Raw genomic sequence first — 17,563 nt, 5'->3', positions numbered from 1 at the left:
ACGAACGCCGCACCAGCGGGCACGAGGCTCATCGTGGCGTCGGCGATGCGGCGGGCCTTCCACGCCACCAGGTCACCGGCACAGACCCGCTTCCACACCTTCGGCAGGCGATACCTGAGCTCGACGGCTTGGCCGATGTAGCGGTTGCCGGCGTCGGTGGAGAGTCCGACGGCGAGGGCGAACTCGGTGATCGCGAACTCCGCGACCAAAGGTGCACCGGGCCCGGCGATGGGGAGGCCGTGGTCGCCGTACCCGTCGTGGGCCATTGCGGCGTCGGTGAGGGAGTCGACCGAGTGCATCGCCGCCCAGTCCACAGCGAGCTGGAGCTGCTCTGCTTCGAGGCGGTCCGCCCCTGTGCGGCGTGCCCGGGCAGCCTCCAGCACCGCAGCGGCGGTGTCGGGGGTGGCTGTCTGGGTCATGGAAATAGTCAAGCAGGGGGCGCCGACACTGCCCCCGCCTAGAAGCGGCGCGACGCGCTGACTGTGGAGAACTTTTTCGCGGGTGGGTCTCGACGTCGGTTGCTGCGCAACCTGCTCGACCAACGAGGGCGCCGGGGGTCTCGACGTCGGTTGCTGCGCAACCTGCTCGACCACCGAGCGGGGTTGCGCAACCTGTTCAACCCACGAGCGGGGTTGCGCAACCTGTTCAACCCACGAGCGGGGTTGCGCAACCTGTTCAACCCACCAGCGGGGCTGCGCAACCTGCTCGACCACCGAGCCGGGTTGCGCAACCGGCTCGCCCCACGAACCCGGCTGCGCAGGCTGCTCGACCACCGAGGCGGCGAGTGCCCCCGTCGCCCGCCCGGAAGATAACGAGTCGCGCGGGAAGGCTTCCGGTCCGTACCGTGGTTGCAGTGCGCATCCTTCCTCTCGAACACCCCGGCACCGCCGATCATCGCTCGCCGGGCCGGTTCCTGTGGTGGTTGGCGAAGGGGCAGTGGCGCACGCTCGCGATGGGGGCGCTCTTCGGCATCGTCTGGATGAGCGCTCAGGCGGTGATGCCGGCGGTGATCGGCCGCGCGATCGACCGCGGCGTCTCGGCACGCGACAGCGACGAGCTGCTGCGGTGGACGGCGATCCTGTTCGCGATCGGCATCGTGCAGGCGGCCAGCGGGATCATGCGGCACCGCTTCGCGGTCACCAACTGGCTCACCGCGGCCTACCGCACCGTGCAGCTCGTGGGTCGCCAGACGGTGCGTCTCGGAGGCACCCTGCCGCGCAAGGTGTCGACCGGCGAGGTCATCACGATCGGCACCAACGACCTCTCGCACCTGGGCCAGGTGATGGACGTGACGGCCCGCTTCGCCGGCGCCGTGGTCAGCTTCCTGCTGGTGGCGGTGATCCTGCTGCAGACGTCGGTGACCCTCGGCCTGGTCGTGCTGATCGGGGTCCCCGCCCTGATGGTGGCGGTCGGCCCGCTGCTCAGCCCGCTCCAGCGGCGCAACACCCACCAGCGCGAGCTGATGGGCGCGCTCTCCAGCACCGCCAGCGACATCGTCGGCGGCCTGCGGGTGCTGCGCGGCATCGGCGGCGAGCACGTCTTCCTCGACCGCTACCGCCGCGAGTCGCAGACCACGCGCGCCGCCGGCGTGGCGGTCGCCCGACTGCAGTCAGTCCTCGAAGCGCTGCAGGTGTTCCTGCCCGGCGTCTTCGTGGTCGTGGTGGTCTGGCTCGGCGCCCGCTATGCCGTGGAGGGTCGCATCACGCCCGGCGAGCTGGTCGCGTTCTACGGCTACGCGGCGTTCCTGATGATCCCGCTGCGCACCGCGACGGAGTACGCCAACAAGGTCATCCGGGCCCGAGTCGCCGCCCGCCGCGTCTGCCGCGTGCTCGCGCTCACCCCCGACCTCGTCGACCCCGCCGACCCGGCGCCCTCGCCCCCTCCCGGCTCCGAGCTGTACGACGCGCGCACCGGGCTGCGGGTCCGCCCCGGCGCCATCACCGCCCTCGTCAGCGAGCAGCCCGACCAGTCCGCGGCCCTCGCCGACAGACTGGGCCTGTGCACCCCCGACGCCGACGACGACGTCCGGCTCGGTGGCGTACCGCTCTCGGCGCTGGCCCACGCCGAGGTCCGTCGGCGGATCGTCGTCTCCGACACCGGCAGCGCGCTCTTCTCCGGTCCGCTCCGCGACAGGCTCGACGTCACCGGCTCCGGCGACGTCACGCGCGCGCTCACCACCGCCTCCGCCGAGGACATCCTCGACGCGCTCCCCGACGGCCTGCGCACGCACGTCGAGGAGCGCGGGCGCAGCTTCTCCGGCGGCCAGCGTCAGCGACTGGTCCTCGCCCGCGCCCTCGCGAGCGACCCCGAGGTGCTCGTGCTCGTGGAGCCGACGTCGGCCGTCGACGCGCACACCGAGGCGCGGATCGCGGCCCGGCTGCGCGCCCACCGCGCCGGCCGGACGACGCTCGTGACCACCACCAGCCCCCTGCTGCTCGACGCCGTCGACGACGTGGCCCTGCTCCAGGACGGCCGGATCGTGGCCACCGGCACCCATGCCGAGCTGCTCGACTCCCATCCGGCCTACCGCCGCGTGGTCACCCGCGAGACCGACGACTCCGACCAGATCCCCACCAACATCGAGATGGAGCCGACCCGATGACCGCGCTGCCCGTGGCCGACAGCCGCGCCGTACGCCGCTATGCCGGTCAGATCGCCCGCCGCCACCCGCGCCTGCTGGGCACGGCCCTGGCCCTGCACATCCTGGCCGCGGCCGCCGCGCTGGCGGCTCCCCGCCTGCTCGGGGACCTGGTGCAGGCCGTCGAGAGCGGCACCAGCGTCGACCGCGTCGACCGCACCGTCGCGCTGCTCGCCGGCTTCCTGATCCTGCAGACGGTGCTCACCCGCTATGCCCGCCTGGTCAGCCAGGTGCTCGGCGAGCAGGTGCTCGCGCGGCTGCGCGAGGACTTCGTAGAGAACACCCTCGCCCTGCCGCTCGGCGTCGTCGAGTCCGCCGGCTCCGGCGACCTGCTGACGCGCACCAACCGCGACGTCGACCAGCTCGGCTGGTCGGTGCGGATGGCCCTGCCGGAGTGGACGATCGCCGTGGTCACCGCCATCCTCACCTTCGCGGCCGCGCTCAGTGTCGGCTGGTGGGTGGCGCTCCCCTGCCTGCTCGGTGTGCCCCCGCTCGTGATCGGGCTGCGGTGGTACCTCGCTCGCGCCAAGGACGGCTACCTGCGCGAGAGCGCGACGTACTCCCAGATCAACGCCACCCTCACCGAGACCGTCGAGGGCGCCCGCACCGTCGAGGCGCTCGGTCTCGGTGGCGAGCGGATCCGGGCGATCGACGCCGACATCGCCGACTCCTTCGACGCCGAGCGCTACACGCTGCGCCTGCGCACGGTCTTCTTCCCCAGCATGGAGATGTCCTACCTGCTGCCGACCGTGGCCACGCTGCTGCTCGGCGGCTGGCTCTACACCCGCGGCGAGGTCTCGCTGGGCGACGTGACGGCCGCGACCCTCTACGTGCAGATGCTGATCGACCCGGTGGACCGGATCGTGTCGATCCTCGACGAGCTGCAGCTCGGTACGGCGTCGCTCGCCCGCCTGCTGGGCGTCGCCGAGGTGCCCGACGACCGCAAGGCGACCGGGGCTCTGCCCGACGGCGAGAAGATCGAGGCCGACGACGTGCGGTTCTCCTACGTCGAGGGCCGCGACGTCCTCCATGGCGTCGACCTGTCCGTGGGCGTCGGTGAGCGGATCGCGATGGTGGGGCCGTCGGGGGCGGGCAAGTCCACGCTCGGCCGGCTGCTCGCCGGCATCCACCCGCCGCGCACCGGCTCGGTGACCGTGGGCGGCGTCGGACTCACCGAGCTGCCGCTCGACGACCTGCGCGGCCACGTCGCGCTGGTCACCCAGGAGCACCACGTCTTCGTCGGGACCCTGCGGGAGAACCTCGCCCTCGCCGCCCCGCCCGGCGCCGGCGACCCCGAGATCCGCGAGGCGCTTGCCGCCGTGGACGCACTCGACTGGGTCGACGCGCTGCCCGACGGACTCGACACCGTCGTCGGCTCCGGCGGTCGCCACCTCCCCGCCGCCCAGGCCCAGCAGGTCGCGCTGGCCCGGCTGGTGCTCGCCGACCCGCACACGCTGGTCCTCGACGAGGCCACCTCGCTGATCGACCCGCGTGCCGCCCGCCACCTGGAGCGCTCCCTCGCGGCGGTCCTCGAGGGCCGCACGGTGATCGCCATCGCCCACCGGCTCTTCTCCGCCCACGACGCCGACCGGGTCGCGGTCGTGGAGGACGGCCGGATCGCGGAGCTGGGCACCCATGACGAGCTGGTGGCGGCCGGGGGCTCCTACGCGGCGCTGTGGGAGTCCTGGAACGGACGTCACTGACGTCGCTTGCTAGATTCACCCGACGATGACGAGGACCAAGCCCGGCTTCCGCGGCGACATCCAGGGGCTGCGCGCACTCGCGGTCGTGACCGTCATCGTCTCCCACTTCGACATCGGCCCCTTCACGGGCGGCTTCATCGGAGTCGACGTCTTCTTCGTGATCTCGGGGTTCCTGATCTCGGATCTGCTCTACCGCGAGCTGGGGCGCGAGGGCTCGATCTCGCTGCGCCGCTTCTACGCCCGGCGCGCCCGGCGCATCCTGCCCGCGGCGACGCTGGTCGTGCTCGTCACCACCGTCGCCTCCGTCATCGTGCTGAGCGCGCTGGATGCCGCCGAGGTGGTGTGGGACGCGATCTGGGCCTCGCTCTTCGCCGCCAACTTCCGCTTCGCCTCGGTCGGCACCGACTACTTCGCGCAGGACCAGGGGACCAGCCCCCTGCAGCACTACTGGTCACTGGCCGTCGAGGAGCAGTTCTACCTCCTCTGGCCGCTGCTCCTGCTGGTCGCGACCGGGTGGCACCGGCTCCGGCGCTGGCAGGCCGCCCGCGGCGCCGGTGAGGATCCGGCGCCCGGCCCGCTGCGCGTCCCGCGACTCACGGTCTTCGTCCTCCTCGTCGTCGGGACGGTCGCCAGCTTCGCCTGGTCGGTCGTGCTGACCCGGACCGATCCGACCGACGCCTACTTCTCGCCGTTCGCCCGGGCGTGGGAGCTCGGCGCGGGCGCACTCGTCGCCCTGGTCGCCCCGGCGCTGGCCCGCCGCTTCACCCACTTCACCCGGGCCGCGCTGAGCAGCACCGGCCTGCTGCTGATCGCGGCTGCCACGCTCTTCTTCATCGACGCGACCCCCTTCCCCGGGCATGCCGCGCTGCTGCCGGTGGTGGGCACGGCGATGGTGCTGCTCTCCGGCGCCACGACGAGCGACCGTCGCCCCCTGCTGCGCCCGCCGCTCCCGCTCCAGGCGCTCGCCTGGGCGCCCATCCGGGTCGTGGGCGACTGGTCCTACTCGCTCTACCTGTGGCACTGGCCGGTGCTGGTGCTCGCCCAGGCCCGGATCGGCCGCGACCTGCGTCTCTCGGAGGCCCTCGTGGCCGTGGCCGTGACCTTCGCGCTCGCGGCGGCGACGTACCGCTGGGTGGAGACCCCGTTCCGCGACCCCGTGCGCTGGAGCGTCCCTCGCTCGCTCGTGCTCTATCCGGTCTCGGTCGCGTTGATCGCCGCGACCGCCCTCGGGGGCTCCCGCTGGACCGAGTGGCAGACCAGCGAGCGCGGCGACGCACCGGCCGTGACCCTGGACGACTTCGGGGTGGAGGACGTGGAGAAGTACGACATCGCGAAAGACCCCGCCGTCGGACTCGTCCAGGCCTCGACGGTCGCCGCCGAGAACGGCGTGGCGCTCCCCAGCGATCTCTCCCCCGATCTCGTCGATCTCCGCGACGACGTGGCCGAGGGCGACTGCGACTACTCCGACGCCTTCGGGACCCTCTGTCCGCAGGGCGACCCCGACGCAGGGCGCACCCTGGCCGTCCTCGGCGACTCGCACGGGCGCCACTGGATCCCCGCCTTCGAGCAGATCGCCGAGAGCGCCGGCTGGACCACCCACTACTTCGTGAAGCCCCGCTGCACCGCCGCTCGCGTCACCGTGACCAGCTGGAACAGCGACGACCCCTGGAGCGCCTGCGACGACTTCCGCGACTGGGTGCAGGAGCAGCTCACCGAGCTGCGCCCCGACGTCACGATCGTGTCGACCTCGGCGCCCGGCCGCGGCGTCTGGCAGGGCGACGAGTTCCTCACCGACGAGGACGACGTCGCCGCCGCCTTCCGGGACGGGCTCGCCGACCTGCTCGGGCGCCTGGCTCCGCTGACCGAGCGTCTGCTGGTGCTCGACGACGTGCCCACGCTGAGCACCGACCCGGCCGACTGCCTGACCACCGGCCGTCCGGATCTCGGCACCTGCCTGGCCGCCCCGACGGAGAGGTCCGCGCTGATGAGCACGATGACCCGCCAGGCCGCGCAGAGCACCGGCACCGAGCTGGTCGACCCCCGCCGGTGGTTCTGCGTCGGACAGAAGTGCCCGGTGGTCGTCGGCTCCACGATCACCTACCGCGACCCCGGCCACATCACCACGACGTACGCCGCCTCGCTGGCCGAGCCGTTGGGCAGCGCGCTCGGGCTCGCAGCTCCCCCGACGGCGGCGGGCGCCCCGCCGTGAGACCCGCCACGTCCCGCCTTCCTTGCGATAGTGACAGCAGTTCTGTCAGTGTTGCTCAACCCGGCACACCCCGTCCCTCCCGCTCAGCTCTGCACTGCCACCGACCCGGAACGGAACCGCGATGAAGCTCTCCATGCCCCTGATGTACGACGGGAACCCGCGCAACGCGGCGGACCAGATCACCTCCCTGGAGAAGGCCGGCCTCGACCAGGTCTGGGTCGCCGAGGCCTACGGCTTCGACTCCCCCACGTTGATGGGCTACCTGGCCGCGAAGACCGAGACCGTCGAGATCGGCTCGGCCATCCTCAACATCTACTCCCGCACCCCGGGCGCCCTGCTGCAGACCGCGGCGGGCCTCGACAACGTCTCGGGCGGGCGCGCCATCCTCGGCCTCGGCGCATCTGGCCCCCAGGTCATCGAGGGCTTCCACGGCGTCCCCTACGACAAGCCGCTGGGCCGCACCCGCGAGGTCGTCGAGATCATCCGCGCCGGCCTCAAGCGCGAGAAGCTCAGCAGCGACGGGATCTTCAAGCTCCCCCTCACCAAGGAGAACGGCGCGGTCACCGGGCTGGGCAAGCCGCTCAAGATCCTCACCCACCCCGAGCGCGACACCATCCCGATCTGGATCGCGGCCCTGGGCCCCAAGAGCGTCGAGCAGACCGCGGAGTACGCCGACGGCTGGATGCCCCACCTGTTCCACCCCGAGCGCGCCCACCTCGTGTGGGGCGACGCGCTGGCCAAGGGCAACGCCAAGCGCCAGGAGGGCCTCGCCCCGCTGCAGATCAACGCCGGCGGCATGGTCGCCATCGGCGAGGACGTCAAGGGCCTGCTCGACTTCGCCCGCCCGATGTTCGCGCTCTACGTCGGCGGCATGGGCGCCAAGGGCAAGAACTTCTACAACGACGTCGCCAGGCAGTACGGCTACGAGCAGGAGGCCGAGGAGATCCAGAACCTCTACCTCGACGGCAAGAAGAAGGAGGCCGAGGCACTCGTCCCGCAGGAGTGGCTCGAGGCGGCCAACCTCGTCGGCCCCGCGTCGTACGTCAAGGAGCGCATCGCGGCCTTCAAGGAGGCCGGCGTGACCAGCCTGTCCGTCGTGCCCGCCAGCGACGACCCGGCGAAGACCATCGCGCAGGTCAAGGAGTGGATCTCCTGATCCGCGACTGACGCGAGACGAGGGCCCGGCGGTCGGACTGCCGGGCCCTCGGCGTTCGTGGGGTTGTGGTTTCGAGACGGCGCTGGGCGCGCCTCCTCAACCGCCGGTGGGGGCGGGGGCCTCGTCAGGTGCAGCGCGTCGGCGCGACAGCGACCTCGTGATGACGTCGTTGGCCGCCCGCTGGAAGCCGGTGACCACGGCCTCCAGGGTGAGCTGGCGCAGCCGCGACATCGTCGACTCGAGCTTGGCGGCGTCCTCGGAGGAGTGCTGCTCGCGGCGGAACGGCGCCAGCACGCCGGTGTGCAGGATGTCGGTCAGCTCGGCCGCGAGCGACTCCATGTGCCGGGCGATCGCGTCCCCGGCGGCCGTCATGCTCTCCATCGGGATGTCCAGGTCGAGCAGGTCGACGTTGACCTGCAGGTTGGGCATCGGCCGATAGCCGCGCTCGGTGCGCTCCAGGCTGCGCAGCCCGACGAGGAAGGCCAGGTCGGCCTCGCTGAGCCTGCGCGAGACCTTCTTCTCCAGCTGCCGCAGGGTCAGCTCCTCGGCCGGCTGGGCCGTCCACGAGGTGAGCATCGCTCGCTGCAGCGCGAGCTCGTCGCTGTCGGCGTTCGCGGGCAGGGAGGCCATGTAGCGCTCGATGGCCTGCAGCGTGAACCCGTGGTCCTGCAGGGCGCGGACCATCTCGAGGCGCGCGCGGTGCACGTCGTCGTAGAAGGCCACTCGACCGCGACGGATCGGCGCAGGGATCAGGCCGAGGCTCGCGTAGTAGCGCGTGGTGCGCACCGTCAGCCCCACAGCGGCGGAGAGCTCGTCGATCGTGAGCAGTCCGTCGTTCTCCAGGTCTGATTGCGCACTCATGACTGTCACAGTATTGCTGTCTCCACCCGCGAGCAAAGAGCACCCACCCTTGCCATCGTGACAGTGCTGCTGTCACAGTGATCCCGTTGATGGAGGCGCACACAGCGGCGCCCGCAGGGCTCGCCCTGCGCGGGACTGATGGAGGAATCGACCCATGGCAGAGCTCACCCGCGAGATCTTCGACGAGGAGCACGAGGACTTCCGCCAGATGGCGCGGAGCTTCATCGAGAAGGAGGTCGTCCCGAACCAGGAGCGGTGGGAGAAGGACGGCATCGTCGACCGCGACCTGTGGACGAAGGCCGGCAGCCAGGGCCTGCTCTGCTTCGACGTGGACGAGGCGTACGGCGGCGCGGGCGTCGACGACTTCCGCTACAACATGATCGTCGCCGAGGAGCTCAGCCGGGCCGGCGCTAGCGGGCCCGGCTTCCCGGTGCACACCGACATCATCGTGCCGTACATCTCGAGCCTCGGCACCGAGGAGCAGAAGCAGCGCTGGCTCCCCGGCTGCGTCAGCGGCGAGATCGTCACGGCGATCGCGATGACCGAGCCGGGCGCCGGCTCGGACCTGCAGGGCATCCGCACGACCGCGATCGACAAGGGCGACCACTACGTCGTCAACGGCTCCAAGACCTTCATCTCCAACGGGATCATGGCCGACCTCGTCATCGTCGTCGCCCGCACCGACCCCGACGCCGGGCACAAGGGCATCAGCCTGCTCGTCCTCGAGCGCGGCATGGAGGGCTTCGAGCGCGGCCGCAACCTCGACAAGATGGGCCTCAAGGCCCAGGACACCGCCGAGCTCTTCTTCGACGACGTCGTCGTCCCCAAGGAGAACCTGCTCGGCGAAGAGGGCTCCGGCTTCATCTCGCTGATGATGAACCTGCCCCAGGAGCGGCTCTCGATCGCCGTGATGGCGGCCGCTGCCTGCCAGAACCTGCTCGACATGTCGCTGACCTACGTCAAGGAGCGCAAGGCGTTCGGGCGCTCCATCGGCAACTTCCAGCACAACCGCTTCGTGCTCGCCGAGATGGCGACCGAGACCCGGATCGCGCAGGTCTTCGTCGACGACTGCATCACCAAGCACATGCGCGGCGAGGCCGACGCGACGCTCGCGTCGATGGCCAAGTGGTGGACCACCGAGCTGCAGAAGAAGATCGTCGACCAGGCCGTCCAGCTGCACGGCGGCTACGGCTACATGATGGAGTACCCCGTCGCCCGGGCCTACGTCGACAGCCGGATCCAGACCATCTACGGCGGCACGACCGAGATCCAGAAGGAGATCATCGGTCGGAGCATGGGCATCTGAGGCCGACGACCATGGACTTCGATCTGCCCGAGACGGCCCTGGCCGTGCGCGACGGCGTCGCCGCCGTCGCCGCCAAGTACGACCACCACTACTGGTCGCAGTGCGAGGAGCAGCACCGCTTCCCGACCGAGGCCTGGCGCGACCTCGCCGAGGGTGGGTGGATCGGACTCTGTGTGCCCGAGGAGTACGGCGGGGGCGGTGCCGGCATGCTCGAGCTGGCCGTGGCGTGCGAGACGCTCGCCGCGTCCGGCGGCACCGCCGGCATCTTCCTCTACATCCTCACGCCGGGCTTCGGCGCGATGACGCTGACCCGGCACGGCACCGAGGCTCAGAAGCAGGCGATCCTTCCGGGCGTGGCCGCCGGCACCACGCAGTTCTGCATGGCGCTCACCGAGCCGGACGCGGGCAGCAACGCGATCGCGATCACGACCGCCGCCCGCCGCGACGGCGACGAGTTCGTGATCAAGGGCCAGAAGATCTGGATCTCGGGCATCGAGAACGCCGAGTGGATGATCGTCATCACCCGCACGACGCCGGCCGCCGAGGCCAAGGAGAAGCTGGGCTCGCGCACCGGCGGCTTCACGCTGCTGCTGGTCGACGTCCAGCAGGCGGTGGCCGACGGGACGCTGACCTACACCCCCATCCCGAAGATGGGCGGCAACGTGGTCACCTCCAGCCAGGTCTTCTTCGACGACGTGCGGGTGCCGGCGGCCAACGTCATCGGCGAGGTCGACAACGGCTTCCCCGTGCTGTGGGACGTGCTCAACCCCGAGCGCATCCTCGCCGCCGCCGGCGGCGTCGGTGCGGCCGAGGCGGCATTGCGGCTGGCGGTCGACTACGCCTGCGAGCGCGAGGTCTTCGACCGGCCGATCGGGTCCAACCAGGCGGTGCAGTTCCCGCTCGCCCAGCTCAAGGCCAAGACCGAGCTGGCCCGGCTGATGACCTACAAGGCGGCCTGGCTCTTCGACCAGGGCCGCCCGTGCGGCGCGGAGACCAACGTCGCCAAGCTCACCGGCTCGCAGGTCGCGTGGGAGGCCGCCAACCAGGCCTTCCAGACCTTCGGGGGGATGGCCTACTCCAAGGAGTACCCGGTCGAGCGGCTCTTCCGCGACAGCCGGATCGGCAAGAGCATCCCCGTGGCCGAGGAGCTCATCCTCGCCCACATCGGCACCCAGATGCTCGGGCTGCCCAGAAGCTATTGATGGGCAGCTATTGATGGGCAGCTATTGATCCGCAGTTACTGATCCCCCACCCCGAGGAGCATGACGATGCAGGACACCCTTCAGCAGCGCGCGGAGATCGAGGCCCAGATCGCCGGGCTCACCCTCCCGCTGGCCCTCGCCGAGACCGTCGAGAAGTACGGCGACCAGCCGGCCTACTCCGACAAGATCGGCATCGCCGCCGACGACGTCCAGGGTTGGCGCACGCTCACCTGGCGCGAGGTGCGCGAGCGGTCGCTGGACCTGGCGGCCGGGCTCATCGAGGCGGGTGTCGCACCCGGCGACACGGTGGCGATCATGGCCTCCAGCCGCACCGAGCACGTGCTGGCCGACCTCGCCGCCGTGCACGCCGGCGCCACCCCGATGTCGGTCTACGCCACGCTCGCCCCGGAGCAGGTGCGCTTCGTCTCCGGCCACTCCGAGCCCTCGGTGGTGATCCTGGAGGGGGCCGACCAGCTGGCCCGCTGGGAGCAGGCGCTCGACGCCTCGGGCAGCATCCGCAAGGTCGTGCTGATGGACGCCGCGGCCAAGCCCGCGGGCGAGCGCTACGTCTCCTGGGACGAGCTGGCCGCCGCCGGCGCGTCGTACCGCGCGGCGCACGCGGACGAGCTCGAGCAGCGCTGGCGCGCGATCGAGCCCGACCAGCCGCTGACGATCCTCTACACCTCGGGCACGACCGGCAACCCCAAGGGCGTGGTGCTCACCCACCACAACATCCTCTTCGAGTCGATCGGCTCCACCCGCACGGCGGGGATCGCCGAGCCGGGCGTGAGCATCTCCTACCTGCCGTTCGCACACATCGCCGAGCGCATCCTCGGCATGTACGTGCCACAGTCCCAGGGCGGCCACGTGCACCTGCTCGCCGACCCCGCTCTGCTGGTCGGCGCGCTCGGCAGCGTGCGCCCCACGCGCTTCTTCGGCGTCCCGCGCGTGTGGGAGAAGATCAAGACCGGCGTCTCGGCCAAGCTCGCGGCCGAGCCCGACGAGGCCAAGCGCGCGTTCATCGAGGACGCGATGGCGGTCGGGTTGGAGTACATCGAGTCCCAGCAGACCGGCCACACCACCTCCCCCGAGCTGCAGGCCCGCTTCGAGGAGGCGGACGCCGCGATCCTCGGCCTGCTGCGCGCACTGCTCGGTCTCGACCGGGTGGAGTGGGCGGCCAGCGCCGCCGCGCCGATGCCCGTGGAGGTGGCGCGCTTCTTCGCCGGGCTCGGCATCAAGATCTACGACGTCTACGGGATGACCGAGACCGCCTCCGCGGTGGCGGCCTGCGGTCCGGAGTCGTTCCGGCTCGGCACCGTCGGGCGGGCACTGGCCGGCATCGAGCTCGCGATCGCCGACGACGGCGAGATCCTCGCCCGGGGCCCGATCGCGACGCCCGGCTACTACCGCCAGGACGACGCCACCCGCGCGCTGATCGACGAGGACGGCTGGGTGCACACCGGCGACATCGGCGAGATGGACGAGGACGGCTTCCTCAAGGTGGTCGACCGCAAGAAGGAGATGATCATCACCTCCTCCGGCAAGAACATCGCGCCGTCCAACATCGAGAACCTCCTCAAGGAGAGCCCGATCGTCGGACACGCCCTGGTCTTCGGCGAGGGCCGGCCCTACGTGGTCGCCGTCCTCACCCTGGACCCCGACGTCGCGCCCGCCGTCGCCCAGCAGCTGGGCCTGGAGTTCACCGACCTCGCCGACCTCGCCCAGAAGCCCGCGATCCAGGGGATGGCCCAGCAGGCCGTCGAGAAGGCCAACGAGCGGCTCTCGCGCCCCGAGCAGGTCAAGGCCTTCGAGCTGCTGCCGGTCGAGTGGACGGCCGAGTCCGAGGAGCTGACCCCCACCCTCAAGCTCAAGCGGCGAGTGGTGCACCAGAAGTACGCCGACGTCCTGGAGCGCCTCTACAGCTGAGTCGGCGCCAACGCACTCTCGTACGGCGCCGAATTGGCGCGGACGCACGCCGTACAGCCGCTGAGTCGGCACGAACGCACTCCCTCCCCCCGGCGCAGGTGTGCATTCGTGCCGACTCAGTCGATTTCGAGGGCGCACTCCTGCCGACTCGGCGGGTCGTGCTCAGGGACGGACGGTGTACGGCGCCGACTTCGCGTGCGCGACGACCTTGCCACTCGCCCGGTCGACGACCTCGAGCTCGGCGGTGAGCACGACGCCGCGCCGCTGCGGGAGCGTGGCGCCCGCCCACGGCGTGACCCTCCGGTCGCGGCTGACGACCGCGTGGCCGAGGACCGGCCCCTTGCCCGTGCGGGCGACGCTCACCCTCACGACGTAGGTGTGCAGCTCCGGGTCGAAGTCACTCCGCCGGATGATGACGCGACCACAGGCCTGTCCCTGCCCGGTGCCGACCTTCAGCACCGCGCGGCGCACGAGCCGCAGCTCCGGAGCCTTGCGCTCGCCCTGCACCGGCCGCAGCCTGAGGGTCCGGACCCCCGTGACGCCGTCGGGGCAGGCGGCCTGGCCGAACACGCCTTCGAGCACGGGCCCCTCCGGCGCTGCCGCGACGGTCGTCGGGCTGAGCACCAGCAGGCTGCCGGCGAGTGCGGTCACGGTCAGGGCAGTGAGCTTCATCGGAGTGCGTCCTTGCGTCGATCGGGATGCGGTCATGAGAACCGATCGACGCCTGGCACGTGCAACAAATGGGAACCGACTGTCTCCTGCGTCACGCGGCCGCAGCTCAGCCGGCGTACTCCTCGCGCAGCTTGCCCTTGACCATCTTGCCGGTGGGCGTGCGCGGCAGGTCGTCGCGGAAGTGGATCTCGCGCGGCACCTTGTAGTGCGCGATCCGCTCCCGGGCGTACGACGTGAGCTCGGCGGCCAGCGCGTCGCCGACCTCGACGCCCGGGGCCGGCTGCACGAAGGCCACGACCCGCTCCCCCATCTCCTCGTCAGGGACCCCGAGGACCGCGATGTCGGTGACCGCCGGGTGCAGGCTGAAGAGGTCCTCCACCTCCTGGGGATAGATGTTCACCCCGCCGGAGATGATCATGAACGCCTTGCGGTCGGTGAGGTAGAGGAAGCCGTCCTCGTCGACGTAGCCCAGGTCGCCGACCGTGGTCCAGGTCGGATGGTCGGGGTGCCGGGTGCTGGCCGTCTTGTGCGGGTCGTTGTGATAGCTGAAGCTGCCCTCCTCCCGCTCGAACCAGACCGTCCCCACCTGGCCCGGACCCAGCTCGGCGCCGTCCTCGCCGCAGATGTGCAGGACGCCGAGCAGGGCGACTCCCACGGACCCCGGGCGCTCCAGCCAGGTCTTGGAATCGATGAACGTCGCCCCGTTCGCCTCGGTGGAGGCGTAGTACTCCTGGATGATCGGGCCGAGCCAGTCGATCATCCGCCGCTTGACCTCGACCGGGCACGGCGCGGCCGCGTGGACGACGACCTTGAGCGAGGACGTGTCATAGGAGGTGCGCACCTCGTCGGGCAGCTTCAGCAGCCGGACGAACATCGTCGGCACCATCTGGGTGTGCGTGACACGGTGCTCCTGGATCGCCCGCAGCGCCGCCTCGGGCTCGAACCGCTCCATCATCACCAGCGTCCCGCCGAGCGCGTGGATCACGCCGCCGAAGCGCAGCGGCGCCGCGTGGTAGACCGGCGCAGGCGAGAGATAGACGGTGTCCTCGTCGAAGCCGTAGAGCGCCCCGAAGATCGTGACGTACTGGTAGCCCGGCTCGTCGACCGCGTAGGTCGGCAGGTCCAGCTTGATGCCCTTGGGCCGCCCCGTGGTGCCGGAGGAGTAGAGCAGGTCGTCGCCGTGCGGCTGCTCGGCGAGCGGCTCGGGGCTGGCGTTCGCGAGCTCCTCCTCGTACGACGCGAAGTCGGCGACCTCCCCGCCGTACGCCAACCGCACCGGGACGTGCACGATCCCCGCCATCGCCTCGACCAGCTCGGCCTTGGCCGCGGAGACGACGAGCGCGCGGGCCTCGCAGTCGTTGACGATGTAGGCCGCCTCGTCGGCGGTGAGGTTGTGGTTGACGGCCGTGATGTAGAGCCCCGAGCGGAGCGCGGCCCAGTAGACCTCGTAGGTCTCCGGGGTGTTGTCGCTGAGCAGCGCCACCACGTCGCCGCGGCGCAGGCCGGCGTCGTACAGGTGTCGGGAGAGGCGGATGCTGCGCTCGTCGAGCTGCGCGTAGGTCAGGGTGCGGCCCGAGCCGGCCATCACGAGCGCGGGCTTGTCGGGAGTCTTCTGGGCCCAGGTACCGGGATACATCGCAGGCGTCCTCTCGTGGTGTGATCGGCGTCACTTGCGCGGGATCATGCCAGTTCCACTGTCACGGTTCTAGGGGGGAGTCCGCGATGAGTTCCCAGAGATTCAGGGGTCGAACTAGGGGACAAGCCCGATGCGTTCCCACCCCCGCTCTGCTGGAGTCGTCTCATGCACGCTGCGATCGCCGGAAAGCTCACCGGCCGCGTCACCAAGTGGATCGTCCTGGCCGTGTGGCTGGTGGCGATGATCGTCTTCGGGGCCTTCTCCTCGAAGCTCACCGAGGTCCAGAACAACGAGGCCTCCTCCTGGCTCCCCGAGACCGCCGAGTCGACCAAGGCCCTCGAGAAGCTGGAGCCCTTCCAGGACCCCAACTCCATCCCCACCGTCATCGTCTACGAGCGTGCGTCCGGCCTGACGCCGGCGGACCTCGCCGCGGCCGGCGAGCACGCCAGCGAGATGGCCCAGCTGAAGGGCGTCGAGGGCGAGGTGGTCGGACCGATGCCGTCGGAGGACGGCCAGGTCGCGCAGACGGTCGTGACCTTCAACTTCGGCGAGAACGGCTGGGAGGAGATGCCCGACATCGCCGATGAGCTGCGCGACATCACGGCCATCGACGGCGTCGAGACGTACGTCGCGGGCTCGGGCGGTCAGGCCGCCGACTCCTTCGAGGCCTTCGCCGGCATCGACAGCACGCTGCTGTTGGCGACGCTGTCCGTGGTGATCGTGATCCTGCTCCTGACCTACCGCAGCCCGGTCCTGTGGGTGCTACCGATCATCTCCGCGCTGTGCGCGTTCACGGTCTCGGGCGGGCTGGTCTACTTCCTGGCGAAGTACGCCGACCTCACCGTCAACGGCCAGAGCCAGGCGATCCTGACGATCCTGGTGATCGGCGCGGGGACCGACTACGCACTGCTGCTGGTGGCGCGCTACCGCGAGGAGCTGCGCCGCCACGAGGACCGGCACGAGGCGATGGCGTTCGCGCTGCACCGCGCAGCCCCCGCGATCCTCGCCAGCGCCTCCACCGTGGCCGCGGGGATGCTCTGCCTGATGCTGGCCGAGATGAACTCCACCGCCGGGCTCGGTCCGGTCACCGCGATCGGCGTGGGCGTCACGTTCCTGGTCATGGTCACCCTGCTGCCGGCGCTGCTGGTGGTCTTCGGGCGCTGGATCTTCTGGCCCCGCCGCCCCGGCTTCGGCTCCCCGGAGCCGACCCGGTCCGGGGTCTGGGCCAAGGTCGGCAGCCGGATCGCCGTACGCCCGCGCACCGTGTGGGTCGTCACCGGCGGCCTGCTGCTGGTCGCCTGCCTGGGCCTGGTCCGGCTCGACGCCGACGGCTTGGCCACCGACGAGCAGTACACCAAGGACTTCGACTCCGTCGTCGGCCAGCAGGTGCTGATGGACCACGGTCTAGTGGACGCCTCCAACCCGATCATGGTCGTCGCCAACGCGACGCACGCCGCTGAGGTGAGCGCCGCCCTGCGCGGGGTCGACGGTCTCGAGACCCCCAGCGAGCCCCAGGTCGCGGACGGCATCGCCTACGTGTCGGCGGCCTTCCCGGGCGACCCCGCGGCGCAGTCGGCCTTCGACCTGGTCACCGACGTGCGCGAGGTAGTGCACGACATCGACGGCGCCGATGCCCAGGTGGGCGGCTTCTCGGCGATGTACCTCGACACCAAGGAGGCCTCGACGCGCGACAACCTCGTGATCATCCCGGTGGTGCTGCTCGTGGTGATGCTGATCCTGATGGTGCTGCTGCGGGCGGTCGCGTCGCCCCTGATCCTGGTCGGCACCGTGGTGCTGTCCTTCAGCGCGGCGATGGGGCTGTCGGTGCTGCTCTTCGAGTACGTCTTCGGGTTCGCCGGCGCCGACCCCGCCTTCCCACTGTTCGCCTTCGTCTTCCTCGTCGCCCTGGGCATCGACTACAACATCTTCTTGATGACCCGGGTCCGCGAGGAGACGATGACCCACGGCACCCGCAGGGGATCGCTGATCGCGCTGACCTCCACGGGTGGGGTGATCACCTCTGCCGGCGTGGTGCTCGCCGCGACCTTCCTGGTGCTCGGCACGCTGCCGCTGGTCTTCCTCGCCGAGCTCGGCGTGACGGTCGCCCTCGGGGTGCTGTTGGACACGATGATCGTGCGCTCGGTGCTGGTGACCGCGATCAACCTCGACCTCGGCGAGCGGATCTGGTGGCCCAGCCGACTCGACCGGCAGCCAGTCCCAGCCAGTGGGGTGGTGGAGACGGCCGGCGTCTGAG

The 17,563-nt window shown here is 70.9% G+C and carries 11 protein-coding genes and 1 pseudogene; 8 read left to right on the top strand and 4 right to left on the bottom strand.

Annotated elements, in window-relative coordinates:
- Nucleotides 1–419, bottom strand: a pseudogene (locus ACYU7L_RS20570) (HNH endonuclease signature motif containing protein); the annotation flags it as partial.
- Nucleotides 420–853: 434 nt separating this feature from the next.
- Between ACYU7L_RS20570 and ACYU7L_RS20565 the strand changes: the two are divergent.
- The 4 genes from ACYU7L_RS20565 (at nucleotide 854) to ACYU7L_RS20550 (ending at nucleotide 7,706) form a co-directional block, all read left to right on the top strand.
- Nucleotides 854–2,602, top strand: coding sequence for an ABC transporter ATP-binding protein (locus tag ACYU7L_RS20565; protein WP_460800475.1), 1,749 nt, complete (start codon nucleotides 854–856; stop codon nucleotides 2,600–2,602).
- Nucleotides 2,599–4,341, top strand: coding sequence for an ABC transporter ATP-binding protein (locus ACYU7L_RS20560; RefSeq protein ID WP_460800473.1), 1,743 nt, complete (start codon nucleotides 2,599–2,601; stop codon nucleotides 4,339–4,341). The genes ACYU7L_RS20565 and ACYU7L_RS20560 overlap by 4 nt, the downstream gene beginning before the upstream one ends.
- 25 nt (nucleotides 4,342–4,366) lie before the next feature.
- Nucleotides 4,367–6,550 (top strand): acyltransferase family protein, encoded by a 2,184-nt coding sequence (locus ACYU7L_RS20555; RefSeq protein ID WP_460800472.1) that lies wholly within the window; start codon nucleotides 4,367–4,369, stop codon nucleotides 6,548–6,550.
- A gap of 121 nt (nucleotides 6,551–6,671) precedes the next feature.
- A complete protein-coding gene (locus tag ACYU7L_RS20550) occupies nucleotides 6,672–7,706 on the top strand; it encodes an LLM class F420-dependent oxidoreductase (protein WP_460800470.1) in 1,035 nt (344 codons plus the stop codon).
- 96 nt (nucleotides 7,707–7,802) lie between these two features.
- Here the strand turns inward: ACYU7L_RS20550 and ACYU7L_RS20545 are convergent, their stop codons facing one another.
- Nucleotides 7,803–8,567 carry a MerR family transcriptional regulator gene (locus tag ACYU7L_RS20545; RefSeq protein WP_460800467.1) on the bottom strand — a complete coding sequence of 255 codons (765 nt, stop codon included), beginning with the start codon at nucleotides 8,565–8,567 and terminating at the stop codon, nucleotides 7,803–7,805.
- Between the two features lie 154 nt (nucleotides 8,568–8,721).
- On the opposite strand from ACYU7L_RS20545, the gene ACYU7L_RS20540 reads away from it, so the two are divergent.
- The 3 genes from ACYU7L_RS20540 (at nucleotide 8,722) to ACYU7L_RS20530 (ending at nucleotide 13,001) form a co-directional block, all read left to right on the top strand.
- Entirely contained in the window at nucleotides 8,722–9,873 is a 1,152-nt protein-coding gene (locus ACYU7L_RS20540; RefSeq protein ID WP_460800465.1) for an acyl-CoA dehydrogenase family protein, read from the top strand.
- An 11-nt stretch (nucleotides 9,874–9,884) separates the two neighbouring features.
- The gene (locus tag ACYU7L_RS20535; RefSeq protein ID WP_460800462.1) at nucleotides 9,885–11,075 is read left to right on the top strand and encodes an acyl-CoA dehydrogenase family protein; all 1,191 of its coding nucleotides are present in this window, start codon (nucleotides 9,885–9,887) and stop codon (nucleotides 11,073–11,075) included.
- A 66-nt stretch (nucleotides 11,076–11,141) separates the two neighbouring features.
- Nucleotides 11,142–13,001: an AMP-dependent synthetase/ligase gene (locus ACYU7L_RS20530; RefSeq protein WP_460800460.1), complete on the top strand. Its 1,860-nt coding sequence runs from the start codon at nucleotides 11,142–11,144 to the stop codon at nucleotides 12,999–13,001.
- 162 nt (nucleotides 13,002–13,163) lie between these two features.
- On the opposite strand, the gene ACYU7L_RS20525 is transcribed toward ACYU7L_RS20530, so the two are convergent.
- Nucleotides 13,164–13,673, bottom strand: a complete 510-nt coding sequence (locus tag ACYU7L_RS20525) for a hypothetical protein (protein WP_460800458.1) — start codon at nucleotides 13,671–13,673, stop codon at nucleotides 13,164–13,166.
- A gap of 106 nt (nucleotides 13,674–13,779) precedes the next feature.
- Nucleotides 13,780–15,309 (bottom strand): acyl-CoA synthetase, encoded by a 1,530-nt coding sequence (locus tag ACYU7L_RS20520; RefSeq protein ID WP_460800456.1) that lies wholly within the window; start codon nucleotides 15,307–15,309, stop codon nucleotides 13,780–13,782.
- Nucleotides 15,310–15,474: 165 nt separating this feature from the next.
- Here ACYU7L_RS20520 and ACYU7L_RS20515 point away from each other — a divergent pair, with 165 nt between their 5' ends.
- A complete protein-coding gene (locus ACYU7L_RS20515; RefSeq protein WP_460800454.1) occupies nucleotides 15,475–17,562 on the top strand; it encodes an MMPL family transporter in 2,088 nt (695 codons plus the stop codon).
- Nucleotide 17,563 lies beyond the last annotated feature (1 nt).

Source organism: Nocardioides pacificus, from assembly GCF_054775955.1.
This window is presented reverse-complemented; position numbering and strand designations above follow the sequence as displayed.